Source organism: Streptomyces abikoensis (assembly GCF_014648775.1).
GTDB lineage: Bacteria > Actinomycetota > Actinomycetes > Streptomycetales > Streptomycetaceae > Streptomyces > Streptomyces abikoensis.
Window position 1 is genome coordinate 312,795 of the sequence record NZ_BMRT01000001.1, and the last position, 23,539, is coordinate 336,333.

Genomic DNA, 23,539 nt, shown 5'->3' on the forward strand with positions numbered 1-23,539 from the left:
CACCGTCTTCGATACCGAAGCCGATCCGTGGACGGGCGGGGTTTCCGTCCCCAGTCCCGCGACGGGCCAGGCCGGGCCTGGTCGGCGACCGGGTCGACGTCAGGTCACGGGACGGCGCCGGGGATCACCCCCGGCGCCGTGCGCCGACGCCGTACGTCAAGAGCGAGCCGCCACGGCCACCGGGCACGGGGCGTGGCGCAGAGCCGCTTGCGTGACCGAGTCGACGGGGCGGACGGCAGCTGCTCGGCCGTGGCGTGACGGCCGACGACCAGGAGGGACACCCGCTGGCTCTGGGCCAGGAGGGCCTCCGGCGCGCCGCCCAGCTCGACGGGTTCGACGACGTCGACCCGCGGGTGGCGCTCGTGCCAGGCGCGTACGAGGTTACTCAGCGCTGCTCTGCGAGCTGCCCAGGGCGCCGGTCTCGGCGGCGAGACAGTACGACCCCGTGCTCCAGGCGAACAGCGGCGGGATCGTCGTCAAGGCCCGTACGGCCCGCACGCGGGCCACGTGCGCGGCGGCGGTTTCGAAGGCGAGGTCGAGGGGCGGGTGCGGCGGCCTCCGCCTCGACGTCCGGCACGCCCATGGCGATGTCGCCGGTGCCGGGGTTCCCGGCGCCGCCCTCGCGCGGCCTGCGGACGAGGGCCACCGGGCCGACGGCCTGCCGCAGACGCGCAGAGCGACGGCACCGATCGGAATGGCCGAGGACGAGCAGACCGGCGCGGACGGTTCCTGCCCCAGGGCCGGCACGGCGTCGTCGGGCATGAGTCGGGTGGCGACCTCCCGTGCCGGGCGGGCGGCCGGTAGCCGCCGCTCGCCCTCCCTCGACACGTCCTGTGCCTTGTCCGCTGGAGGTCGGCGTCACCGGCGACCGTCACGTGCAAAGACCGCCGCACTCAGGCGTGCACCAGGCGCAGCGCCGCCCCACGACGTGCCGCTCCGGCGACAGCTCAGTCGGCGGGGGTAGGGCCGTGATCAGTGCCGTCGGGGCCGGCGGTGACGGGACGGGCGTGGCTGCCTCGTTATTACTCGTTCAGGCGACGGGGACGAGGGTGACGGGGCAGTGGGCGTGGTGCAGCACCGCGTGGGTGACGGGGCCGAGTTGCAGGCCGAGCGAGTGGCGGGGGCGGTGAGCGGCGAGGACGACGACGTCGGCCCGGGTGCTCGCCTCGACAAGCGCCCGTGCGGCGCCCTCGTAGACGGATTCGGTGTGTACCTCCACATCCGGGTACTCCTCGCGCAGCACCGCTGTGGCGAAGGCGGGCACGGCCGCCTCGCACCTGCGTTGCTGGTCGGTGCCCTCCCAGTACAGTTCCGCGGACGGCAGCACGCCCGGCACGGCCGGGTACTGCCAGGCGTGCAGCACCTTCAGCGAGGCGCCGCGCCGGTGTGCCTCCTGGAAGCCGAAGCGCACGGCGTCGGCGTCCGCCTCCGAGGCGATGCCGACCAGGACGGCCCCGTGGGGCTCGCGCGTCTCCCCGCGGACCACCGTCAACGGCCGGGTGCAGTGGGCGGCCACGCGCAGACCGACCGAGCCCAGCAGCAGGCCGGTGAAGCCGCCGTGGCCGCGCGTGCCGACGACGGTGAGCGCGGCGGCTCGTCCGGCCCGTAGCAGGGCCCGGGCGGCGGGTTCGGTCGTCAGGTGCGGGATGGTCCGCAGGTCCGAGTGGCGGGAGGCGACGCGTTCGACGGCGGCGTCGGTGACGGCGCGGCCCGCCCGGTAGAGCGTCTGCGCCTCGTTGGGGGTGATCGCCTCGCCCGGCCGCTCCCGCTCCGTCTGCTCGCGCGGCTCCGCCCCTCTCTTCGGCCCATGCAGGCCCCACGGCCAGCCGCAGACCACTTCCAGGGCGACGTTGCGCCGCAGGGCCTCCTCGGCGGCGTGATCGAGGGCCCGCAGCGCGGGGCCGGACCCGTCGAAGCCGACCACGACGCGGTCGGCGGAGGGGACATCGGTGAGGACCATGGTCTTCTCCAAGCGCGGAAAGGGCTGGGGCGGGAGGCGGGCCGTACAGGCGGGAAGGGACCGGCGAAGGCGCCGGCCCCGGGCCCGTCACCGGTGAGCCCGCAATCCAGACTTCCGCGGCGCGGGGTGCCGCGCCCGGGGCCGTACGGTCCGGGCCGGGCCCGAAGGTCCCGGCCGCCCTGCCGCCGGGGTTCAGGCCGCGGCGCCGACTAGGCCGGACCTGACGCCCAGCTCGTCGAGATCGTGCACCACCACGTCGGCACCATGGCGGAACATCTCCGTCATCTGCTGGACGTCCCCGGCGGGCGTGAGCCCGACGACCCGCCCGAAACCTCCCCGTGCGGCGGCTGCAACCCCGTACGGGCTGGCGTCCACCACAGCTGTTTCACGAGGGCCGGCACCCAGCAGCCGGGCGGCGTGATGCAGCAGCGCCGGGTCCGGGCGCGTGGGCAGGCGCAGGCGGGCCTGGTCGTCCCCGTCGAGCACCACGTCCAGCAGGGGCAGCACTCCTCGCGCGACGAGCAGACCACGGGCGCGGGCGGTGCCCGACACGGCGGCGCAAGCGATGCCTTGGGCGCGCAGCGCCGTCAGCAGTCCGGCTGTTCCCCGCCGGAGGCCGATGCCGTAGTGGCGCAGGTACCTCCGGAGCATCTCCTGCTGGTGGACGGCGAGGTCGTGCGTGATCCGTGCGGCTTCGTCGAAACTGTCCACCGGCAATCCCCGTGCCTCGAGGAACGAGGTCACCGCGCTCAGCAGGTGGCTTCCGTCCAGGAACCGCGCCACCTCCATCTGCGGATCGGGTCCCGCCGCCCCCGAACCCGGGGCATGGGTGCACAGGTAGTCGTCCAGGACGAAGGTCCAGGTGGCCGCTTGCACGTGTACGAGGTCGGTGAGAACCGAGTCGGCGTCGAGGACGACCGCGCGGATGCGAGGGGGCAGGACCGGGCAGTCGTCGTCGGGTACGCGTTCGGGTACGCGGGCAAGCGGGCACATCGGCTGCCTCCTCAGGTCGCTGACGGGTACCCATCACAGGGCGTGGCACCGCTGCGGCCCATGGGCCAAAGGGCCCCGGCTCCTGCCATCCGGCCGCGATCGACCACGGAACAGCCGGGTGACGGTGCGACCGGTCGTCGCGGGCGTGGACGGCTTCCGAGGAGAGCCTGACCACCGCCCGGTGAGCCTGGCAGTGACCGCCCACGCGGACGTATCGGTGGCGCTGGTCTTGGGCGCAGGCCCGCGAAGAGGCCGGCGCGCAACTCCTCACCGGCCTGCTGCCCCGTGGCGCCGACGCCGGCCGCCTGGCCCGCCACCCCGCACCGGGCGGGCGGTGACGGGCGCCAGGCGGCCGGGGCGCGGAGCGTCATGGCACTCGAGCCGACGAAGACGCCCTGCCCGGCCGCCCCTTGCGTTCGGTCAGCGCTGTCCGGGGGCGGTATCGGTGCCTTCGCCCTTCGTTCCGGTCAGAACGGAAGAGCCCCCGCCTCGACGACCTCCGCGTTCAGCTCGCACCAGGCGGTGGAGGTGCCACCGGAACGGGCGCGGTTGCCGAAGCGGAGGTACAGATTGCCGTCGGGCTGGTGACAGACGACGTACCCGGTGAAGGAACTGCCGTGACACGTGATCGATGCGCCGTGCCCACGGCTGCCCCTTTGGTATTGCCACGCATCGCAGGACAAGGATGACGTGGCGGTGGTGCCGGAAGACGAGGCGGAAGCGGGCGCTGCGCCGGTGACGGCACCCGCACCCGCGAGGGCGAGCACCATACCCACGGTTGCGGTCCGGAAGCAGATTTTCATGTGCCCTCCTGTCGATGTCCTGTTCGATCGACGCGGAAGGGGACGCTACTCCCGGGCGCCCGCACCGGGTAGGGCCGAAGTCCCGCCGGAACGGAGTTGGCCGGGAACCGTTCGTTCCACCGTCGGCACCAAGCCGAAACCGAGGACCCATCGCCCCGGCACCGGGGCCTACCGGCCCAAGCCGGGCCCGGGCCCGGGCGCCAGGCTGATGAGCGGAGTGCCAGAACGCGAAGGAGCCGAACATGGTGGAGCACCGCACGGTCGACGAGCTCATGACCCGGAAGGTCGTTCGCGTGCGCGCGGACACACTGTTCAAGGGGATCGTCAGGGAGCTCGTGGAGAACGACGTCACGGCCGTGCCGGTCGTGGACGGTGACGACCGGGTGGTCGGCGTGGTCTCGGAAGCCGACCTGATACGCAAGCCCGCCGGTCTGCCCGACCCCTTCGGCCTGCTGCCCCTCCCGCACCTCCGTCCCAGGGAGCGGGCGAAGGCCGAGAGCACACGGGCCGACGAGCTGATGACCGCTCCCCCGGTCTGTGCCCGGCCCGGGTGGAACGTCGTGGAGGCGGCCCGTGTGATGACGACGCGGCACGTCAAGCGCCTCCCCGTGGTCGACGAGACCTTCAGGCTCCTCGGGATCATCAGCCGCTCGGACGTCCTGCGGGTCTACCTGCGCGACGATGCCGCCATCCGCTCCGAGATCGAACGCGACCTCCTTCAACGGACCATGGGCCTGGCGCCCTCGGCGGTGAACGCTGTGGTGTCCGAAGGGCAGGTCTTGCTCACCGGCACGGTCGAGCCCGAGAGCCGGAGCGCGATTCCCGTGATCGAGCGCCTGTGCCGCTCGGTGGACGGGGTCGTATCGGTCCACCAGCGCATCTCGTACGCCGGTCCGCCGAGGAGCTGAGAGCCATGCCGTACGCCCAGAGCAATGTCAGTGATGTGATGACCCAGACCGTGGTGGCGGTCAGCCGCGCCGCTGTCTACAAGGAGATCGCCAGGACGCTCGCGGAGTGGAAGGTCAGCGCCGTGCCGGTCCTGAACGGCGAGGACATGGTGATCGGAGTCGTCTCCGAGGCCGACCTCCTGTCCAAGGAGGAGCACAAGGGCCGCGCCCCGGTCGGCGCCGACGGGCTCCACCGGCTGACCGACCTGGCGAAAGCCGGCGCGAGGACAGCCGAGGATCTTATGAGCGCTCCCGCCGTCACCGTGCACGGCAACGCGTCCGTCGCGGAAGCCGCACGCACCATGGCCCGTGCGGGCGTCAAACGGCTGCCCGTCGTGGACGCGCACGGCAGGCTCGTCGGCATCGTCAGCCGCTGTGACCTGCTCAAGGTCTACCTGCGCGGCGACGACGACATCGCCGCCGAGATCCACGACAGCGTCATCGCACCGCTCTTTTCCCACAGCCGGCCAACGGTGCAGGTCCGGGTGGAGGAAGGCCTCGTCACCCTCCGCGGGCACATGACCGACGCGGCACTGATCCCGCTGGTGGCACGGCTGCTGCGAGCGGTCGAAGGCGTCGTCGGTGTCGATGTGCGGCTGGATGCCCCCGTCACCTGATCCGGCAGAGGACCGGACGGCCCCAGGGACCGGACCGGTGGTCCCGCCCCGCCCGAAGGCTTCCAGGACCGTCAGCCTCCGGAAGGGGGCCGTTGGCCCACCGCTCCCCAGGAGCATTCTCCCGCAGGCTATGAGCAATTGCGTTGCCGGGTTCCGTGGCTCCCACACCAGCGGGCCATAGTTTCTTAGGAGCACCCATGCTTTCCCCCGAGTCCGCCGCGGTGATCCGGGCCACGCTCCCCGCCGTGGGCGGTGCGCTGGACGACATCACCACGCGCCCGGACGTGCTGCTCGGCCGGATCGCGCACAAGCACGCGGCGGTCGGCGTCACGGACGAGCAGTACACGATCGTGCACAAGTACCTCTTCGCCGCCATCGCCGACGTGCTCGGCGACGCCGTCACGCCCGAGGTGGCGGCAGCCTGGGACGAGGTCTACTGGCTCATGGCCGGCGCCCTGATCGCTCAGGAGGCACGGCTCTACCTCGAGGCCCAGGTGCGGCCCGATCAGCCCTGGCGCCGCTGGACCGTTGTCGAGCGGCGCGAGGAGACCCCGGACGCGGCGTCCATCCTGCTGCGCCCGGCCGACGGCGCCCCGGCGCCGCGGGCCCGGGCGGGGCAGTACGTGAGTGTGCGCGTCCGCATGCCGGACGGGGTGCACCAACTGCGCCAGTACAGCATCTCCTCGGCGCCCGGAGACGGAACGCGCCGCATCACCGTCAAACGGGTCCGCGGCGAGGCCGTCCCCGACGGTGAGGTGTCCAACCTCCTGCTGGACACCGTACGGACCGGTGACGAGCTCACCCTGTCCGCACCGTTCGGCGACGTCGTGCACGCCGACCGCTCCCCCGCCGACCACGCCCTGCGCGCGGACATCCACCGCCTGGTCGAGGCCCTGCCGGCGGCCCGCTCCCTGTTCTGGTACGAGCGTCCCGGCACCGAGGAGCCGACGGCCCTGCCCGGGATCATGAGCCTCGACGACGTCGATCTGCCGAAGGACGCGAGCGTCTATCTGTGCGGCCCCCTGCCGTTCATGCGCGCCTTCCGCGACGAGCTGCTCCGCGCCGGGGTATCGGCGCGCGACATCACGTACGAGGTCTTCGGCCCCGACCTGTGGCTGGCCGACGCCACCGGGTGAAGGCCGTGTACGCGACACGCGCACGGTGACAGTGAATTCCTCCTGGCCGATGCGGATGTGCGCCACCGCCTGCCGGTCGCCGACCGGCTCCCAGCACACCGCCGGCCCCGGGGCCACCGGCGGCACCAGGGGGAATTCACAGGCCAGACGGCCGGCCGCACTACGGGTGATGTCGGGGCCGGAGCCCGACATGACAGGCCGGTTCGCAACATCCGCCATCGCATCTCGCCGGTGCCCCCGCTGTAGCGGTCGAAGCCACTGACGGGCAACCTCGCGAGGCGCGACCTGGCCGCCCAGACCAGCCCCCGCGGCGGTGCGAGAACCTGGTGAGCGTCAAAGCACCGCCAGGTACCCATCCGGAATTCGCCGTGCATGACCAGCTCGACCGTTTGCAGCAGGGGCGCGCCCGGGGCGCCAGGAGATGACCGCCGCCGTTCGGTTCCCTGCGGGACCGGCGTCCGGCAGCCCCCAAGGGACCTTCGACCCCATGACTCGGGCTCGCCGGGGATTCGACGGTAGGAGGAGCGCGCTGAGCCGCACTGGATTCCCGTTCGCGGAGGCACACCATGACAACGCACCGCACGTCCCACCGTCACCACCCCCTGCGGCGCGACTGCGACCGATACCACGACCGGCTCTGCGCCTGTCTGTTGCTGCTTCTCGTCCTCGCCCTGGCCGTCATCCCCTTCCTGGTGGGCAGGAGCACTTACGCCGCCGCGATGCGTACGGCGGCGGAGCAGTCGGCCACCCGGCACCAGGTCGTCGCGCACACGGCCGCCGAAGCGCAGGGGACCTCGTCCGGGCTCGGCGACCAGTGGGCACCGGTCCGCTGGACCGACGACCGGGGTGTCTCCCACCTCGGCCTCACCGAGGTTCCCGGCGACACCCCGAAGGGCGGAACGGTCCAGGTGTGGGTGGACGGGAAGGACAGGATCGTCCAGCCTCCGACGACCCGGCAGGAGGCGCTGACCACGGGTTGTTTCACCGGCATGGTGGCGGCCCTGGTGCTGTTGCTCGCCTACCTCGGTGCCCGGGCCGGCCTCGTCGCTGCGGTCGACCGCAAGCGGTACGAGCAGTGGGCCGCCGAGTGGCGGGTCGTGGAACCGCTCTGGTCGAAGCGGCTGCACAGGTGACGGCACCGGGCCGGGCAGGGACGCTCGCCCCCGTGCCGGGGACCTTCGGTCCCTCGCCGCGTGGCAGGGCGCCGGCAGACAGTGGTCTCGGCAAGGGTGCGCATCATCCCTGCCGTATCGGCTCTTTTTCCCGGAGGCTCTCATGCCCGGCACGATCACCGTCGGACTGGACGGAACGGACCACAGCCTCGCCGCGGCGGACTGGGCGGCGGCCGAGGCCGCGCGCCGCGGCATGGCGCTGCGGCTCGTCCACGCATGGATGTGGCAACCACTGGATGCGGCCGTCGCCGCGGACGCGGACGTGCAGCAGCAGTGGGCTGCCGGAGTACTGCGCGAGGCGCAGGAGAGGCTGAGCACCGCGTTCCCCGACCTGACGGTGACGAGCGAACTGGTTCCGGCCGAGCCTGTGCCTGCGCTGCTGGCCGAGGCGGCCCGGGCGGATCTGCTCGTCCTCGGTTCCCGGGGCCATGGAGCAGTGGTCGGCCACCTCCTGGGCTCCGTCTCGCTGAAGGTGCTGCGTCAAGCAGTCAGGCCGGTGGTTCTGGTGCGCCCTGCGCGCCTGGACGAGCCCGGGCCCACGATGGACGAGGTGGTCGTGGGTGTGCAGGAGACGGAGGAGACCGGCGGGCCGGTGCTGGACTTCGCCTTCGCCGCAGCGGCGGCCCGCGACGCGCGCGTCCGGGCCGTACGGGCCTGGACCGTTCCACCGGTCTTCGCCTGGAGCCCGGGCTCGATCTACCTGGCCGATGAGGCCGGCGGCCTGGAAGCGCTCGAAGCCAAGCGGCTGGCCGAGGCCCTGCGCCCCTGGCGGGAGAAGTATCCGCAGGTCGAGGTCGTCGAGCACGTGGAGATCGGCAGCGCGGCGGAGGTCCTGCTCTCCAACGGCTCCGGCGCCGCCCTCATGGTCGTGGGACGCCGCCTGCCCGGGAGTCACGACTTCCGGCGGCTCGGGTCGGTCGCCCACGCGGCGCTGCACCACGCGCTCTGCCCCGTCGCCGTGGTCCCTCACCCGTGACCCTCACCCCTCGCATCTCTCGCCGCCGTGCCGACGGAGGCCGAAGGTCCCCGGCCGTGCCGGGACCAGCGGCCCCGGCACGGCAGCGGGCGCGGGGCCGCTCGGTGGGGCTTCGTACGCCCATGGTCCCTGGCCGGGCAGCACCGGAGGCGACGAGCATCGGACAGCAGGACGCCCCGCGGAACCGACCCGCGAGCGGCGTCGTGAACGATCGGAGACAGTGATGACCGTGGTGACCGAGTCCGCAGCCGACCCCGCCGCCGGCGCTTGGCACGGGTTCGCCGGACAGGGCTGGCGCGAGCGGATCGACGTACGGAACTTCATCCAGGCGAACGTCACCCCCTACCAAGGGGACGCTTCTTTCCTGGCGGGCCCGACCGAGCGGACCCGCGCCGTGTGGAGCAGCGTCACCGCCCTGTTCCCGGAGGAGCGGCGCAAGGGAATCCTCGACGTCGACACCGCGACGCCCTCCACCATCACCTCGCACCGCCCCGGCTGGATCGACCGCGACCGCGAGCTGATCGTCGGCCTGCAGACCGACGCCCCGCTCAAGCGCGCGATCATGCCGAACGGCGGCCTGCGGATGGTGGAGAACGGTCTGCGCGCCTACGGCTACGAGCCCGACCCGTTCGTCACCAAGGTCTTCGGCACCTACCGCAAGACCCACAACGACGGCGTCTTCGACGCCTACACCCCCGCCATGCGCCGGGCCCGCAAGGCGGGCATCATCACCGGGCTCCCGGACTCCTACGGGCGCGGCCGGATCATCGGGGACTACCGCCGGGTGGCGCTGTACGGAGTGGACCGGCTGATCGAGGCCAAGCGCGCCGAGCGGGCGCGGCTGGACGGTGTGCCGTCCGACGAGGCGGTGATCCGCGACCGCGAGGAGCTCGCCGAGCAGGTGCGGGCGCTTGAAGAGCTCACGCGCATGGCGGCAGGCTACGGCTGCGACGTCTCCCGGCCCGCCGCCACCGCCCACGAGGCCGTGCAGTGGCTGTACCTGGGCTATCTGGCGGCGGTCAAGGAGCAGAACGGCGCGGCCATGTCCCTGGGCCGCACGTCGACGTTCCTCGACGTCTACCTCGAACGGGACCTGGCGGAAGGCCGCATCGACGAGGTCCGCGCCCAGGAGCTGATCGACGACTTCGTCATCAAGCTGCGGATCGTACGCTTCCTGCGCACCCCCGAGTACGACGAGCTGTTCTCCGGAGATCCCACCTGGGTGACGGAGTCCATCGGCGGCATCGGGACCGACGGCCGGCCGCTGGTCACCCGCACGTCCTTCCGCTTCCTGCGCACCCTGTACAACCTCGGCCCCGCTCCGGAGCCGAACCTCACCGTCCTGTGGTCACCCGCGCTGCCGGAGGGCTTCAAGCGCTACTGCGCCGAGGTCTCCATCGACACCAGCTCCATTCAGTACGAGTCCGACGACCTGATGCGACCGCGCACCGGTGACGACACCGCCATCGCCTGCTGCGTCTCAGCCATGACGGTGGGGAAGCAGATGCAGTTCTTCGGTGCGCGGGTCAACCTCGCCAAGGCGCTGCTGTACGCGATCAACGGCGGCCGCGACGAGCTGACCGGCGAACAGATTGCTCCCGCCTCCTCGCCCCTGACCGGCGAGTACCTGGATTACGAGGAGCTGCGCGCGGCCTACGACCGGATGCTGGACTGGCTGGCGGGGACGTACGTCGACGCACTCAACGTCATCCACTACATGCACGACAAGTACGCGTACGAACGGCTGGAGATGGCGCTGCACGACCACCCCGTGCGGCGCACCATGGCCTGCGGCGTCGCCGGCCTGTCCGTGGCGGCCGACAGTCTCTCCGCAGTGAAGCACGCGCGCGTGAAGGTGATCCGCGACGAGAGCGGTCTGGCGGTCGACTACGAGGTGGAAGGCGACTACCCGGCCTACGGCAACAACGACGACCGTGCGGACTCCATCGCCTCCGGCCTCGTCACCTCGTTCATGGCGAAGGTCCGTCGGCATCCCGCCTACCGCGGTGCCGAGCACACCCAGTCGGTGCTCACTATCACGTCCAACGTGGTGTACGGCAAGCACACCGGCAACACCCCCGACGGGCGGCGGGCGGGTGCTCCCTTCGCGCCCGGCGCCAACCCCATGAACGGCCGGGACCGCCACGGCATGGCGGCCTCCGCTCTATCGGTCGCCAAACTGCCCTACGACCAGGCGTTGGACGGAATCTCGCTGACGTCGACCGTGACGCCCGACGGGCTGGGGCGCAGCCGGGCGGACCGGGTGACCAACCTGGTCGGCCTGCTGGACGGCTACATGGCCTCGGGCGGCTTCCACATGAACGTCAACGTCCTGGACCGCGCCACGCTGGAGGACGCCATGGAGCACCCCGAGAAGTATCCCGACCTGACGATCCGGGTGTCCGGCTACGCCGTCAACTTCGTGCGGCTCACCCGGAACCAGCAGCGTGACGTCATCAGCCGCACCTTCCACGGCGCGGTGTGAACGGGGTGGAACAGGGCCGGCTCCCCACTTCCGTGGGGGGCCGGGTCCATTCCTGGGACCTGTCGACGGGCGTCGACGGCCCGGGAACCCGGTTCGTGCTGTTCACCAGCGGCTGCCCGCTGCGCTGTCTGTACTGTCAGAACCCCGACACCTGGCACATGCGCGACGGCCGGGCCGTCGGCGTGGACGAGGTCATGGCCCGGATCGAGTCGTGCCGGCCGTTCCTGGCGGCCTCCGGCGGCGGGGTGACGATCAGCGGCGGCGAGCCGCTGCTGCAGCCCGTGTTCACCGGCGAGGTACTGCGCAGGTGCAAGGAACTCGGCCTCCACACGGCCCTGGACACCTCGGGCAATCTCGGCGCCCGCGCCGACGACGCGCTGCTGAACGCCACCGACCTGGTGCTTCTCGACATCAAGTCCTTCGACAGCCGTGCCTACCGCAAACTGACCAGCGGCGCGCTGGCCCCGACGCTCCGCTTCGCCCGCCGGCTCGACGCGCTGGGCAAGCGCGTGTGGGTGCGCTACGTCCTCGTACCGGGCTGGACGGATGCGGAAGCGGACGTGGACGGGCTGGCATCCTTCGCCGCGGGCCTGGACTGTGTGGAGCGCGTGGACGTGCTGCCGTTCCACAAGCTCGGCGCGGGCAAGTACGAGGCCCTGGGCCTGCCCTTTCCCCTGCGGGACACCCCCACACCGGACGTGCCCCTCGTGCAGCGGGTACGGGAGCAGTTCCGGGCACACGGGCTGCGCGCGGACTGACCGCCCGCTCAGCCCGTCGGTTCGCGCCTGGCAGGCGGGTCGGGGGCCGTGGCCCGGGCCCGGTCGCCGACCGGGTCCGATCCGGCCCGCAGGCGGCTGACCACGCCCGTGACGCCATCCACCCGCCATGCCTGCCGCACGGTTGCGGGGACGTCGGCGGTGGCCGGCACCCAACCGTCCAGCAGGACGAGCCCGTCACGGACCACGACGCGCACGGCCCCCTCCTGTGCCCGCATCGTCCGGGGCAGCACCTGGCCCTCGATCTCCGCGCGGATCGCGGCGTCGCTGCGCAGGAAGAGGCGCAGCACGTCACCGCGGGTGACGATGCCGATGAGCCGGTCCTCCTCGTCCACGACGGGCAGCCGGTTGACGCGGTGGCGGTCCATGACACGGGCGGCGTCGACCGCGCGCTGTTCGGGGTGCACGGTGATCGCGGGGGTGGACATCAACTCCGCGGCCGTGCCCCGGCGCTGCCGGGTCCTCTCCAGGTCCTTCTCCGAGACCACTCCGACGACCTTGTCGTCCGCGTCGAGCACCGGCACGCCGCTGACGCCCCGCCGGCGCAGCAACCGTACGAGGCCCTCGAACGATGTTCCCGGGCGCGCACGCGCCACACCGGATGTCATGATCTCGCCGACGGTCAGCGTCTGCACTGGCCCTCCCTCCTCTCCTGCCAAGTCCCTTCAGGACGCGTTCACGGGCCGCCGTGGAGCCGATGGCCACTGATCCCCTCCAGACTGCCCCGCCGCCCGCTTGTGCGCACGGGCCGACCGGTCCGGCAGCCGGTCCCTTCCCGAGGCGGGGCCGATCGGCCCTTCGGGCGTGCCGGATCGCGGACCAGCGGGCTCTTGCGGGGGACCTTCGGACCCTGCGTGCGGGGCGTGCCGTGGACGAGGCTGGGCGTGCGGGTGGCGCCCGGGAGGGCGCCGCCCGACAAGGCCGCCGGTATCCCGGCCGCGCATTGACGACGACGGAGTCCTTCCATGAACCAACACGACGCCGGAACCCGAACCGCCACCGACGTGCCCTCCGACACCGCCGTCGCGGTGGACCGGCTGGTCACGAACGGACTGAAGGCGCTGGACGACTACGCGTCCCTCTCCCAGGAGCAGGTCGACCACATCGTCGCCAAGGCGTCGGTGGCCGCCCTCGACCAGCACACCCACCTGGCCCGGCTGGCGGTGGAGGAGACCGGCCGCGGGGTGTTCGAGGACAAGGCGGCGAAGAACATGTTCGCCTGCGAGCACGTCACGGACAGCATGTCCCGCGTGAGGACGGTCGGTGTCGTCTCCCGGGACGAGACCGACGGCATGATCGAGATCGCCGAGCCGGTGGGCGTCGTCTGCGCGATCACCCCCGTCACCAACCCCACCTCCACCACGGTCTTCAAGGCGCTGCTGGCGCTGAAGACCCGTAACCCCGTGGTCTTCGCCTTCCACCCCTCCGCCCAGTGGTGCAGCGCGGAGGCGGCGCGCATCGTGCGGGACGCGGCCGTCGCGGCCGGGGCGCCGGAGCACTGCGTCCAGTGGGTCGAGAACCCTTCGCTGGAGGCCACGAGGCTGCTGATGCACCACGAGGGCGTCGCGCTCATCCTCGCCACCGGGGGGAACTCCATGGTCAAGGCGGCCTACTCGGCGGGCAAGCCGGCCATCGGCGTGGGCGCCGGCAACGTCCCCGCCTACGTCCACCGCAGCGCCGACGTCCGGCGGGCGGTCAACGACCTGGTGCTGTCGAAGTCCTTCGACAACGGCATGATCTGCGCCTCGGAGCAGGCCGTCATCCTGGACACCGAGATCTACGACCGGGCGGTGGAGGAGTTCCGCCGGCTGCACGCGCACGTGGCCACCGCGCAGGAGAAGCGGCTGCTGGAGGAGTTCCTCTTCCCGGCCGACCCCTCCGCCGGGGGCGAGCCGAGGGTGAACCCCTCGGTCGTGGGGCGCAGCCCCGCGTGGATCGCGGAGCAGGCGGGGTTCACCGTGCCGGAGGAGACCTCGGTCATCCTGGTCGAGGCCGGGCACGTGGGTCCTGCCGAACCGCTGACCCGGGAGAAGCTCTGCCCCGTACTGACCGTCCTGCGGGCCGGGACACAGACCGAAGGCTTCGACCTCGCGGCCGCCATGGTCGCCTTCCACGGCCAGGGGCACAGCGCGGTGGTCCACACCGGTGACCCGGCAGTGGCCGAGGAGTTCGGGCACCGTATGCAGACCGTGCGGGTCATAGTCAACGCGCCTTCGTCGCAGGGGGCCATCGGCGGCATCTACAACCACCTGACGCCCTCGCTGACACTGGGCTGCGGCTCGTGGGGGCACACCTCGGTCTCCGACAACGTCTCCACGGTCAACCTGCTGAACATCAAGCGCGTCAGCTCGCGCCGCAACAACCTGCAGTGGTTCAAGGTCCCGCCGAAGATCTACTTCGAGCCGCAGGCCATCCGCTATCTGGCCTCCATGGCCGGCGTCCGGCGCGTCACCGTGGTGACCGACGCGACCATGACCCGCCTCGGCTATGTCGACCGGATCACCCGCGTCCTGCTGCACCGCGTGGAGCCGGTGACGATCCAGGTCATCGACAACGTGGAGCCGGAGCCCAGCATCGACTCGGTGCGGCACGGCGCCCGGCTGATGCGCGAATTCAAGCCCGACACCATCATCGCGCTGGGCGGCGGCTCCCCCATGGACGCGGCCAAGGTGATGTGGCTGCTCTACGAGCAGCCCGACATCGACTTCTCCGACATGCGGCAGAAGTTCTCCGACATCCGCAAGCGTGCCTTCCGCTTCCCCGAGCTGGGCGAGCGGGCCCGCCTGGTGTGCATCCCGACGACCTCGGGCACCGGGGCGGAAGTCACGCCGTTCGCGGTGATCTCCGATCCGTCGACGGGCCGCAAGTACCCGCTGGCCGACTACGCGCTGACCCCGAGCGTCGCCATCATCGATCCGTTGCTGACGAAGAACCTCCCCGCGGCCCTGGCGGCCGACAGCGGCTTCGACGCGCTGACGCACGCGACCGAGGCGTACGTGTCGGTCTATGCGAGCGACTTCACCGACGGCCTCGCCCTGCACGCGATCAAGCTGATCTTCGAGAACCTGGAGGCGGCCGTCACCGACCGGGCCGCACAGCCCGTGGCCCGGGAGAAGGTGCACAACGCGAGCACAATCGCCGGCATGGCCTTCGGCAACGCCTTCCTCGGCATCGTCCACGCCATGGCGCACACCCTGGGTGCCACGTTCCACATCGCCCACGGCCGGACGAACGCGATCCTGCTGCCGCACGTCATCCGCTACAACGGCACCGTCCCCACGAAGCTGACCGGCTGGCCGAAGTACGAGAGCTACCGGGCCCCCGAACGCTTCCAGGAGATCGCCCGATCCCTGGGGCTGCCGGCCGCGACCCCCGAGGAGGGGGTCGCCTCCTACGCCGCGGCCGTGGAGCGCCTGCGGGAGGCGGTGGGCATCGAACCGTCCTTCCAGGCGCTGGGCATCGACGAGGGCGTCTTCCTCGACGCCCTCCCCCGGCAGGCGCTCAACGCCTTCGAGGACCAGTGCGCTCCCGCCAACCCGCGCATGCCCATGCTCGACGACATGCAGGACATCATGCGCAGCGCCTACTACGCACGTGACACGACTCCGGCGGCGGATCGCTGACACCCACGGGCGCGGCGCGGGCGTTGCCCCCACCACCGAAAAGGTGGCGGGGGCAACGCCTTTGTCGTCGTGCCGCCGTCACGGCGCGGGACGTCCGCACGCCGTCCGGCCCGTAGCCAAAGCGGACGAGGAACTGCGCGCACCCCCGGCCGTCCCCGCGCGGGGCCGATGGTCCCGACCACTCGGCGGTCCTCTGGTCCTGCCCGGGCCGGGACCAGAGGGTCGTGGTTGAGGACCAGTGGCAGCCGTTGACAGTGGTGCGGACATGACAGTGTCGAGTCATCAAGCCGGAGGCCGGAATCAGGCCACCGGATTCCGGAGAGCGGGCGTGCCCGACCGATGGTCCGCCGCCACCGCTCCCGTCCCAGGAGAGTCATGAACTTTCACGTTGATTCCGAGACCGGCCGGCTCCGGCAGGTCATCCTCCACCGCCCGGACCTGGAGCTGAAGCGCCTCACCCCCACGAACAAGGACGAGTTGCTCTTCGACGACGTGCTGTGGGTCAAGCGCGCCCGGGAGGAGCACGACGCCTTCGCCGACGCCCTGCGCGACCGCGGTGTGACGGTCCACTACCTGGCCGATCTGCTCACCGAGACGCTGGCGCGCCCGGCCGCCCGCGCCCTGGTGCACGACCGCCTCTTCGACGAGCGGGACTTCGGCCCCCTGGCCACCGACCGCATACGGGCCGCGTTCGACGCCATGGGCCCCGCCGAGCTGGCCCGGTCCCTCATCGGCGGCGTGACCAAGCGGGAGCTGACGCAGCGCCTGGGCGCCGTACGCAGTGTCCGCCTCCACACCATGGCCCCCGACGACTTCGTCCTGGCTCCGCTGCCCAACCACCTGTTCACCCGGGACACCTCCTGCTGGGTGTACGACGGGGTGAGCGTCAACCCGATGAGCAAGCGGGCCCGCCGCCGCGAGACCGTCCACTTCGAGGCCATCTACGCGCATCACCCGCTGTTCGAGAAGCAGGAGTTCCGGCACTGGTCGGATGGCCAGGCCGCCCACCCCGCCACCATCGAGGGCGGCGACGTCCTGGTCATCGGCAACGGGGCCGTCCTGGTGGGGATGAGCGAGCGCACCACCCCGCAGGCCGTCGAGCAGCTGGCCCTGCGGATGTTCGCGGCCGGCTCGGCCCGCCGCGTCGTGGCCCTGGAGATGCCCAAGAAGCGCAGCTTCATGCACCTCGACACGGTCATGACCATGGTCAGCGGCGACACCTTCACCCAGTACGCGGGCCTCGGCATGCTGCCGTCGGTCACCATCGAGCCCGGCGCGGACGACGAGAAACTGCACATCACCGATCACGCCCCCGGGGACATGCACCACGCCATCGCCGACGCCCTGGGCCTGCCGGCCATCACGGTGCTGACCGCCACCCAGGACGTCCACTCCGCGGAGCGGGAGCAGTGGGACGACGGCTGCAACGTCCTGGCGGTCGAACCCGGCGTCGTCGTCGCCTACGAGCGCAACGTCACCACCAACACCCACCTGCGGCGCAGCGGCATCGAGGTGATCACCATCCGGGGCAGCGAGCTCGGCCGCGGCCGCGGTGGCCCCCGCTGCATGAGCTGCCCCGTCGAGCGCGACGCCGTCTGACGGCCCTCCCCTCCCCCGTCCATCCCCTCGCAAGGAGCGACACCCGACATGGCCCTCAACCTCCGCCACCGCAGCTTCCTCAAGGAACTCGACTTCAGCCCCGCCGAGTTCCGCTTCCTGCTCGACCTGTCCATCCGGCTGAAGGCCGCCCACGCCTCCGGCACCGAACAGCAGCGGCTGCGCGGCAAGAACATCGCCCTCGTCTTCGAGAAGACCTCCACCCGGACCCGCTGCGCCTTCGAGGCCGCCGCCCACCAGCAGGGCGCCCACGTCACCTACCTCGAGCCCACCGGATCCCAGATCGGCCACAAGGAGTCCATCAAGGACACCGCCCGCGTCCTCGGCCGCATGTACGACGGCATCGAGTACCGCGGCAGCAGCCAGCGCGCCGTCGAGGAGCTGGCCGACCACTCCGGGGTCCCGGTGTGGAACGGGCTGACCGACGAGTGGCACCCCACCCAGTCCCTCGCCGACGCGCTGACGATGTGGGAGAACACCGACAAGCCGCTGCACGAGATCTCGTTCGCCTACCTCGGCGACGCCCGCAACAACGTCGGCAACTCCCTCCTCGTCATGGGCGCCATGCTCGGCATGGACGTCCGCATGATCGGCCCGGCGAGCCTGCGCAACGCCCCCGACGTGGTCAAGGAGGCCCTGCGCATCGCGGATTCCACCGGCGCCCGGATCACCATCACCGAGGACCTGGCCGAGGGCGTCACGGGAGCGGACTTCCTCTACACCGACGTGTGGGTGTCCATGGGCGAGCCCAAGGAGATCTGGGACGAGCGCGTCGAACTCCTCAAGCCCTACCAGGTGACCATGGACGTCCTCAAGGCGACGGGCAACCCCCGGGTGAAGTTCCTCCACTGCCTGCCCGCCTTCCACGACGGCGACACCACCGTGGGCGCCGAAATCCTCGCCCGCACCGGCATGACCGCCCTGGAAGTCACCGACGAGGTCTTCGAGTCCTCCCACTCCGTCGTCTTCGACCAGGCCGAGAACCGGCTGCACACCATCAAGGCCGTCCTCGTCGCCACCCTCGGCGACTGACACCCCCACCCCACCACTCCCGGGAGAAGTCATGCGCGTCGTCGTCGCGCTCGGCGGGAACGCCCTGCTGCGCAGGGGAGACCGGCCGGACGCAGCCGTGCAGCACGCCAACGTCAGGGCGGCCGTGGCCGCCCTGGCCCCCCTCGCCCACGACCACGAACTGGTCATCACCCACGGCAACGGGCCGCAGGTCGGCCTGCTCGCGCTGCAGAGCGCCGCCGACCGGAGCCTCACCTCGCCGTATCCCTTCGACGTCCTGGGCGCCGAGACCCAGGGCATGATCGGCTACTGGCTGCTGCAGTCACTGCAGAACGCCCTGCCGGGCAGGCAGGTCTGCGCCCTGCTCAACCAGACCCTCGTCTCCGCCGCCGACCCGGCCTTCGAGCGCCCCACCAAGTTCGTGGGGCCGGTGTACGGCGAGGAGGAGGCCGGGCGCCTGGCGGCCGAGCGCGGCTGGACCGTACGGCGGGACGGCGAGCACTGGCGCCGGGTCGTGCCCTCACCCGATCCGCAGCGCGTCGTCGAGACCCGGCTCATCCGGCTGCTGCTCGCCTCCGGCGCGGTCGCCGTCTGCGCGGGAGGCGGCGGCGTCCCGGTCGTCCGCGACGACACCGGGCGGCTCACGGGCGTCGAGGCGGTCGTCGACAAGGACCTCACCGCCGCCCTGCTCGCCGAGGCACTCGACGCCGACGCCCTGCTGCTGCTCACTGATGTGCCTCAGGTCGTCCGAGGCTGGGGCACCCCGGAGGCCGAGCCCATCGGGCACACCACGCCCGCCCGGCTGCGTGCCGAGGAGTTCCCGGCCGGTTCGATGGGTCCGAAGGTGGAGGCGGTGTGCCGGTTCGTGGAGCTCACCGGCGGCATGGCCGCCATCGGGGCGCTCACCGACGTGGAGGCCATCCTCGCCGGCACCGCCGGCACGGTGATCACGCCCGGCGGGCGTCCCTTCGAGGCGGCGACCGCCGTCGGAACAGGGACGCGGGCATGAGCACCGACACCACATCCCGCACCGTCGGCGAACCACGGGACAGCGGCGAGACGGCCGCCGTCCCGGCCGCCCGGAAGGCACCGCGCTTCCCCTCCGCGTTCACCGTCCTCGTCGCCGTCACCGTCGTCGTCTGGGGCCTGACGTTCGTCGTCCCGCCCGGCCGCTACGACACCAAGGACGGCAGTCCCGTCCCGGACACGTACCACTCGGTCCATCTGGCCACGAGCTTCGGCGGTCGGCTCAAGGACCTCTTCCTCTCCCCCGTCAACGGCCTGTACGGGGTCACGAACGCCCACTCCGGGCTCACCGCCCCGGGCGGCGACGGCGCGTTCTTCGGGGCGGCGGGAGTGTTCCTGTTCGTCCTGGCCGTGGGCGCCTTCATCACCGTCACCCTGCGCACCGGCGCCCTGACCTCGGGGGTGGCCCGGCTGGCCGAACGGCTCCAGCGGCACCGGGTCCTGCTGCTCGTGGTGCTCATGGCCCTGTTCTCCCTCGGCGGCACCACCTACGGGATGGCCGAGGAGACGCTGGGCTTCTACGGGCTGATGATCCCGCTCGTGCTCAAGCTGGGCTACGACCGGATGACCGGCGCCGCGGTGATCATGGTGGGGGCCGGGGTCGGCACCCTCGCCTCCACCGTGAACCCCTTCGCCACCGGGGTGGCCTCCGACAGCGCCGGCATCGGCACGGGCGACGGCATCGCGCTCCGGCTGCTGATGTGGGTGGTGCTGACCTCGCTGGCCGCCTGGTACCTGGTGCGCTACGCGCGAAGGGTGCTGGAGGATCCCGCCCGCTCACTGGTCCCCGCGCAGCCGGATGACGAGGAGCTGCGGGCCGGGGGCGCCACGACCGAGCCCCTGACGGTACGCCAGCGCGTGGTGCTGGTCCTGTTCGCGGCGACCTTCCTCTTCATGATCTTCGCCGTGATCCCCTGGGCCGACCTCGGCGTCACCTTCCTGCCCACCCTGGGCTGGTACTTCCCGGAGCTGGCGGCCCTGTTCATCGTGGCGGCCGTCGTCGTGGGCGTCCTGGCGGGACTCGGTGAGAAGGGAACGGCGAACGCCGTCGTCGCGGGTGCCGGGGACTTCATCGGGGCAGCGATGATCATCATGCTGGCCCGTGGTGTCACCGTCATCATGAACAACGCCAGCATCACCGACACCATCCTCCATGCCCTGCACGGCGTCGTCTCGGGCACCTCATCGGGGTTCTTCACGGTGCTGATGTTCCTGGTGAACATCCCGCTGGCGTTCTTCGTCCCCTCGTCCTCCGGCCACGCCGCCCTGGCCATGCCGATCCTCGCCCCGCTCGCCGACTTCGCGGGCGTCGGCCGGGCGATGGTCGTCACCGCCTATCAGTCGGCCTCGGGCTGGGTGAACCTGATCACGCCGACCTCGGCGGTCGTCATGGGCGGGTTGGCCCTGTCGAAGGTCCGCTACGACCGCTACCTGCGGTTCATGGCACCCCTGATGGGCCTCCTGCTGGCTGCCGTCGCCGGATTCATGATCCTCGGCGCGGCGCTCGCCTGAACACACGCGAACTCGTCCGGACACGCGTGACGCCGCGGGCCCCCAGGAGGGCCCGCGGCGTCACGCGCGCGATGGCAGGATGAACCGTATGTACCACTTGTGGGGGCCGACAGGCCCTGTGCGAGGGCCCCGTGCCGGGGGCATCCTGCCCAACGGAACCCGCGGCCGCGACGGCTGCGGGACACAGCACCATGGAGAGTAGGACCATGCCGGAAAGCGCCGCCGAAGGGCGAAGGACACCCGTGAGGATCTTCCTCCTCGACGACCACGAGGTGGTAAGGCGCGGCGTCCACGACGTCCTCGACGCCGAACCCGACCTCACCGTGATCGGCGAGGCGGCCACGGTCGCACAGGCCCTGACCCGGGTGCCCGCGCTGCGCCCGGACGTGGCCGTGCTCGACGTACGGCTGCCCGACGGGGACGGGGTGTCGGTCTGCCGGGAGCTACGCTCGCGCATGCCCGGGCTCGCCTGCCTGATGCTGACCTCCTTCGACGACGAGGAGGCCCTGCTGGACGCCATCATGGCCGGAGCCGCCGGCTATGTGCTCAAGCAGATCAGCGGCACCGACCTGGTGACCGCCGTGCGCACGGTGGCCGCCGGGCAGTCCATGCTCGACCCGGGCGCCACCACCCGGCTGATGGCCCGGCTGCGCGGCGAGGAGACGGAGAAGCACCAGCCGCAGCCGCTCGCCGGGCTGACCGACCGCGAGCGCGAGATCCTGACGCTGATCGGCGAGGGGCTCACCAACCGGGAGATCGGTCAGCGGCTCTACCTCGCCGAGAAGACCGTGAAGAACCACATCTCCCGGCTGCTGGCCAAGCTCGGCGTCGAGCGGCGCGTACAGGCCGCCGTCATCGCCACCGAGGCGCTCGTCGGCGAGCAGCAGCACCCGTGACGGCGCGGCCCGGCCACCGTGACGGTGGCCGGGCCGCGTCTTCCGTGCGTACGGGCGGCCGCTGAGCGGGCTTGCCGAAATCCGGTGCGGCCCCGCGCCCCTTCGGGGCGCGGGGCGTAACACCATGCGGCTTTGCCGCGTGGTGCGACCAGCCATGGACGGCCCGCGGTCGTGTGACCCCACTTCCAGCGGAGCGCTCAACGCCGGTCCAGTGGCGCCGACCACACCAGGCGGCTGCCGCCCTCGGGCGGTGCGGTGAACTCGAAGGTGCCGCCGACGCTGTGCGCCCGTTCGGCCAGGTTGGCCAGCCCGCTGCGGCGCCCGCCCTCGGGGATGCCCACACCGTTGTCCGTCACGGTGAGCACTGTCCGCTTCCCGGTGGCGCGCAGGTCCACCTCGACCCGGGTGGCGTGGGCGTGCCGGGCAGTGTTGCTCAGGGCCTCGCCGAGGACCGCCATGACGTGGTCGGCCACCTGCGGCGGGACGTCCGTGTCGATCAGCCCCTCCATGGTCAGCCGGGGCGGGAATCCCAGCGTGGCGGCCGCCTCGCCGACGGCCCGCGCCGCCCGGGCGCGCAGCGTCGGGCCCGCCTCGCACTCCCGCGCCCGCAGCCCGAAGATCGTCGAGCGAATGATCTTGATGGTCTCGTCGAGGTCGCCCACAGCCCGGGTGACGCGCTCGGCGGCCCCGGAGTGGTCGATAAACCTCGTGGCGCTCTGCAAGGTCATCCCGGTGGCGAAGAGGCGCTGGATGGCCAGGTCGTGCAGGTCCCGGGCGATGCGGTCGCGGTCCTCCAGCAGGGCGAGCTGCTCGGCGTCGCGCCGACGCTCGGCGAGCTCCAACGCGAGGGCCGCCTGCCCGGCGAAACCCTCCAGCGGGCGGATCTCGTCCTCGGTGAACGCCGGTTCCCCGGCTGTACGGGCCAGCAGCAGCACGCCCCGGGCCGAGTCCCCGGTAGTGCCCAGCGGCACCGCCACGGCCGCCCCCAGGTCGGTGATGCGCCCGGGCCCGGCCGTGAACCGCTCGTCCTCACATAGATTTTTACTGGTCACCGGCCTGCCCTCGCGGTACGCGGCGCCCGGCAGCGTGCCCTTCATGGGCACCACCAGCCCCTGGCGTGCCCCGGCCCCGGTGCCGGTCGCCAGCTCCACCCGCAGCTCGTCCTCGGAGACGGCCACGGAGACGTCCGCGAGCGCCGCCCCGGCGATGTCCCGGGCCCTGGCCGCGATCAGCTCCAGGACGTCCAGCCGCGCCCGGCCCGACAGCAGGCTGCTGGTGATCTCCCCGCTCGCCTGGAGCCAGCGGTGCTGCCGCTGGGACGCCTCGTACAGCCGCGCGTTGTCGATGGCGACGCCCGCGGCCACGGACAGAGTGGTCAGGACCGCCTCGTCCTCGGCGTCGAATTCCTGGCCGCCGCGCTTGTCCGTCAGATAGAGATTGCCGAAGACCTCCTCGCGCACCCGGATCGGCACGCCGAGGAAGGTCCGCATCGGCGGGTGGTGGGCGGGGAACCCGTGGGAGGCCGGGTGGGTGCCGAGATCCGCCAGGCGCAGCGGCTCGGGGTGGCGGATCAGCTCGCCGAGGATGCCGTGGCCCGAGGGGAACGGGCCGATCGCGTCGATCTCCTCCGGGGAGAGACCCACCGTCAGGAACTGCCCCAGGGAGCGGCCGTCCGGGCCGATCACGCCCAGTGCCGCGTACCGCGCGTCGACCAGCGTCGCGGCGGCCTCCACGATGCTGCGCAGCACATGGGTGAGGTCCAGGTCGCGCCCCACCGCCAGGACGGCCTCCAGCAGGCTGTGCACCCGGTCGCGGGTGCCGCGCGCGTCGTCGATCCGTGCCTGCAGTTCGTCCAGCAGCTCGTCCAGGCGCAGCTGCGGCATGCGCGACGGCCTCTCGTCCTTGTCCACCGGCACCCTCCTCGTGCGTCACCGGGCCCCAGGGGCCCTGCAAGGACTCACGGTAGCCGTCCTCGCCGACGCGCCGGGA

Annotated in this window: 18 protein-coding genes and 1 pseudogene; 13 read left to right on the plus strand and 6 right to left on the minus strand. The window is 71.9% G+C overall.

The features are described from left to right. Positions 1–1,030: 1,030 nt before the first annotated feature. The 3 genes from IE096_RS01315 to IE096_RS01325 form a co-directional block, all read right to left on the minus strand. Positions 1,031–1,960: a universal stress protein gene (locus IE096_RS01315; protein WP_189447509.1), complete on the minus strand. Its 930-nt coding sequence runs from the start codon at positions 1,958–1,960 to the stop codon at positions 1,031–1,033. Between the two features lie 192 nt (positions 1,961–2,152). Continuing rightward, a complete protein-coding gene (locus IE096_RS01320) occupies positions 2,153–2,953 on the minus strand; it encodes an HAD family hydrolase (RefSeq protein ID WP_189447511.1) in 801 nt (266 codons plus the stop codon). Between the two features lie 467 nt (positions 2,954–3,420). After that, complete coding sequence (locus tag IE096_RS01325; RefSeq protein ID WP_189447513.1) at positions 3,421–3,756, minus strand: hypothetical protein; 336 nt, start codon at positions 3,754–3,756, stop codon at positions 3,421–3,423. Positions 3,757–4,001: 245 nt separating this feature from the next. Here IE096_RS01325 and IE096_RS01330 point away from each other — a divergent pair, with 245 nt between their 5' ends. From IE096_RS01330 to IE096_RS01340, 3 genes are all read left to right on the plus strand, one after another. Beyond that, on the plus strand, positions 4,002–4,664 hold the full coding sequence (locus tag IE096_RS01330; RefSeq protein WP_189449458.1) for a CBS domain-containing protein: 663 nt from the start codon (positions 4,002–4,004) through the stop codon (positions 4,662–4,664). A 5-nt stretch (positions 4,665–4,669) separates the two neighbouring features. After that, the gene (locus IE096_RS01335) at positions 4,670–5,320 is read left to right on the plus strand and encodes a CBS domain-containing protein (RefSeq protein ID WP_189447515.1); all 651 of its coding nucleotides are present in this window, start codon (positions 4,670–4,672) and stop codon (positions 5,318–5,320) included. 197 nt (positions 5,321–5,517) lie between these two features. Further along, entirely contained in the window at positions 5,518–6,456 is a 939-nt protein-coding gene (locus IE096_RS01340) for an FAD-binding oxidoreductase (protein WP_189447517.1), read from the plus strand. 215 nt (positions 6,457–6,671) lie between these two features. Here the strand turns inward: IE096_RS01340 and IE096_RS32050 are convergent. Continuing rightward, positions 6,672–7,085: pseudogene (locus tag IE096_RS32050) on the minus strand (DUF6544 family protein); the annotation flags it as partial. On the opposite strand from IE096_RS32050, the gene IE096_RS01345 reads away from it, so the two are divergent. The 4 genes from IE096_RS01345 (at position 7,023) to pflA (ending at position 11,847) form a co-directional block, all read left to right on the plus strand. Next, positions 7,023–7,589 (plus strand): Rv1733c family protein, encoded by a 567-nt coding sequence (locus tag IE096_RS01345; protein ID WP_189447519.1) that lies wholly within the window; start codon positions 7,023–7,025, stop codon positions 7,587–7,589. The pseudogene IE096_RS32050 and the gene IE096_RS01345 overlap by 63 nt on opposite strands. A 142-nt stretch (positions 7,590–7,731) precedes the next feature. Next, a complete protein-coding gene (locus IE096_RS01350; protein WP_189447521.1) occupies positions 7,732–8,604 on the plus strand; it encodes a universal stress protein in 873 nt (290 codons plus the stop codon). 223 nt (positions 8,605–8,827) lie between these two features. Then, entirely contained in the window at positions 8,828–11,089 is a 2,262-nt protein-coding gene (gene pflB / locus IE096_RS01355; protein WP_189447522.1) for a formate C-acetyltransferase, read from the plus strand. 5 nt (positions 11,090–11,094) lie between these two features. After that, complete coding sequence (gene pflA, locus IE096_RS01360) at positions 11,095–11,847, plus strand: pyruvate formate-lyase-activating protein (RefSeq protein ID WP_189449461.1); 753 nt, start codon at positions 11,095–11,097, stop codon at positions 11,845–11,847. Positions 11,848–11,855: 8 nt separating this feature from the next. Here pflA and IE096_RS01365 read toward each other — a convergent pair whose 3' ends face one another. Next, on the minus strand, positions 11,856–12,500 hold the full coding sequence (locus tag IE096_RS01365) for a CBS domain-containing protein (RefSeq protein WP_189447524.1): 645 nt from the start codon (positions 12,498–12,500) through the stop codon (positions 11,856–11,858). A 330-nt stretch (positions 12,501–12,830) separates the two neighbouring features. On the opposite strand from IE096_RS01365, the gene adhE reads away from it, so the two are divergent. From adhE to IE096_RS01395, 6 genes are all read left to right on the plus strand, one after another. Next, complete coding sequence (adhE, locus tag IE096_RS01370) at positions 12,831–15,488, plus strand: bifunctional acetaldehyde-CoA/alcohol dehydrogenase (RefSeq protein WP_229819847.1); 2,658 nt, start codon at positions 12,831–12,833, stop codon at positions 15,486–15,488. 375 nt (positions 15,489–15,863) lie between these two features. Next, entirely contained in the window at positions 15,864–17,087 is a 1,224-nt protein-coding gene (locus tag IE096_RS01375) for an arginine deiminase (protein ID WP_189447526.1), read from the plus strand. A gap of 48 nt (positions 17,088–17,135) precedes the next feature. After that, complete coding sequence (gene argF / locus IE096_RS01380; RefSeq protein WP_189447528.1) at positions 17,136–18,137, plus strand: ornithine carbamoyltransferase; 1,002 nt, start codon at positions 17,136–17,138, stop codon at positions 18,135–18,137. Between the two features lie 31 nt (positions 18,138–18,168). After that, a complete protein-coding gene (gene arcC, locus IE096_RS01385) occupies positions 18,169–19,125 on the plus strand; it encodes a carbamate kinase (protein WP_189447530.1) in 957 nt (318 codons plus the stop codon). Then, a complete protein-coding gene (locus IE096_RS01390; RefSeq protein WP_189447532.1) occupies positions 19,122–20,654 on the plus strand; it encodes a YfcC family protein in 1,533 nt (510 codons plus the stop codon). Before arcC ends, IE096_RS01390 begins: the two co-directional genes overlap by 4 nt. A gap of 206 nt (positions 20,655–20,860) precedes the next feature. Further along, positions 20,861–21,550: a response regulator gene (locus IE096_RS01395; protein ID WP_189447534.1), complete on the plus strand. Its 690-nt coding sequence runs from the start codon at positions 20,861–20,863 to the stop codon at positions 21,548–21,550. A gap of 197 nt (positions 21,551–21,747) precedes the next feature. Here IE096_RS01395 and IE096_RS01400 read toward each other — a convergent pair whose 3' ends face one another. Then, complete coding sequence (locus IE096_RS01400) at positions 21,748–23,433, minus strand: sensor histidine kinase (RefSeq protein ID WP_189449464.1); 1,686 nt, start codon at positions 23,431–23,433, stop codon at positions 21,748–21,750. Positions 23,434–23,539 lie beyond the last annotated feature (106 nt).

Bases quoted from the DNA above. Each gene is read 5' to 3' on its own strand.
- arcC (WP_189447530.1), top strand. From the start codon at position 18,169: ATGCGCGTCGTCGTCGCGCTCGGCGGGAACGCCCTGCTGCGCAGGGGA.
- IE096_RS01350 (WP_189447521.1), top strand. From the start codon at position 7,732: ATGCCCGGCACGATCACCGTCGGACTGGACGGAACGGACCACAGCCTC.
- IE096_RS01375 (WP_189447526.1), top strand. From the start codon at position 15,864: ATGAACTTTCACGTTGATTCCGAGACCGGCCGGCTCCGGCAGGTCATC.
- IE096_RS01325 (WP_189447513.1), bottom strand. From the start codon at position 3,756: ATGAAAATCTGCTTCCGGACCGCAACCGTGGGTATGGTGCTCGCCCTC.
- IE096_RS01335 (WP_189447515.1), top strand. From the start codon at position 4,670: ATGCCGTACGCCCAGAGCAATGTCAGTGATGTGATGACCCAGACCGTG.
- IE096_RS01395 (WP_189447534.1), top strand. From the start codon at position 20,861: ATGCCGGAAAGCGCCGCCGAAGGGCGAAGGACACCCGTGAGGATCTTC.
- IE096_RS01400 (WP_189449464.1), bottom strand. From the start codon at position 23,433: ATGCCGCAGCTGCGCCTGGACGAGCTGCTGGACGAACTGCAGGCACGG.
- IE096_RS01320 (WP_189447511.1), bottom strand. From the start codon at position 2,953: ATGTGCCCGCTTGCCCGCGTACCCGAACGCGTACCCGACGACGACTGC.
- IE096_RS01340 (WP_189447517.1), top strand. From the start codon at position 5,518: ATGCTTTCCCCCGAGTCCGCCGCGGTGATCCGGGCCACGCTCCCCGCC.
- IE096_RS01315 (WP_189447509.1), bottom strand. From the start codon at position 1,960: ATGGTCCTCACCGATGTCCCCTCCGCCGACCGCGTCGTGGTCGGCTTC.
- pflB (WP_189447522.1), top strand. From the start codon at position 8,828: ATGACCGTGGTGACCGAGTCCGCAGCCGACCCCGCCGCCGGCGCTTGG.
- IE096_RS01345 (WP_189447519.1), top strand. From the start codon at position 7,023: ATGACAACGCACCGCACGTCCCACCGTCACCACCCCCTGCGGCGCGAC.
- argF (WP_189447528.1), top strand. From the start codon at position 17,136: ATGGCCCTCAACCTCCGCCACCGCAGCTTCCTCAAGGAACTCGACTTC.
- IE096_RS01390 (WP_189447532.1), top strand. From the start codon at position 19,122: ATGAGCACCGACACCACATCCCGCACCGTCGGCGAACCACGGGACAGC.
- adhE (WP_229819847.1), top strand. From the start codon at position 12,831: ATGAACCAACACGACGCCGGAACCCGAACCGCCACCGACGTGCCCTCC.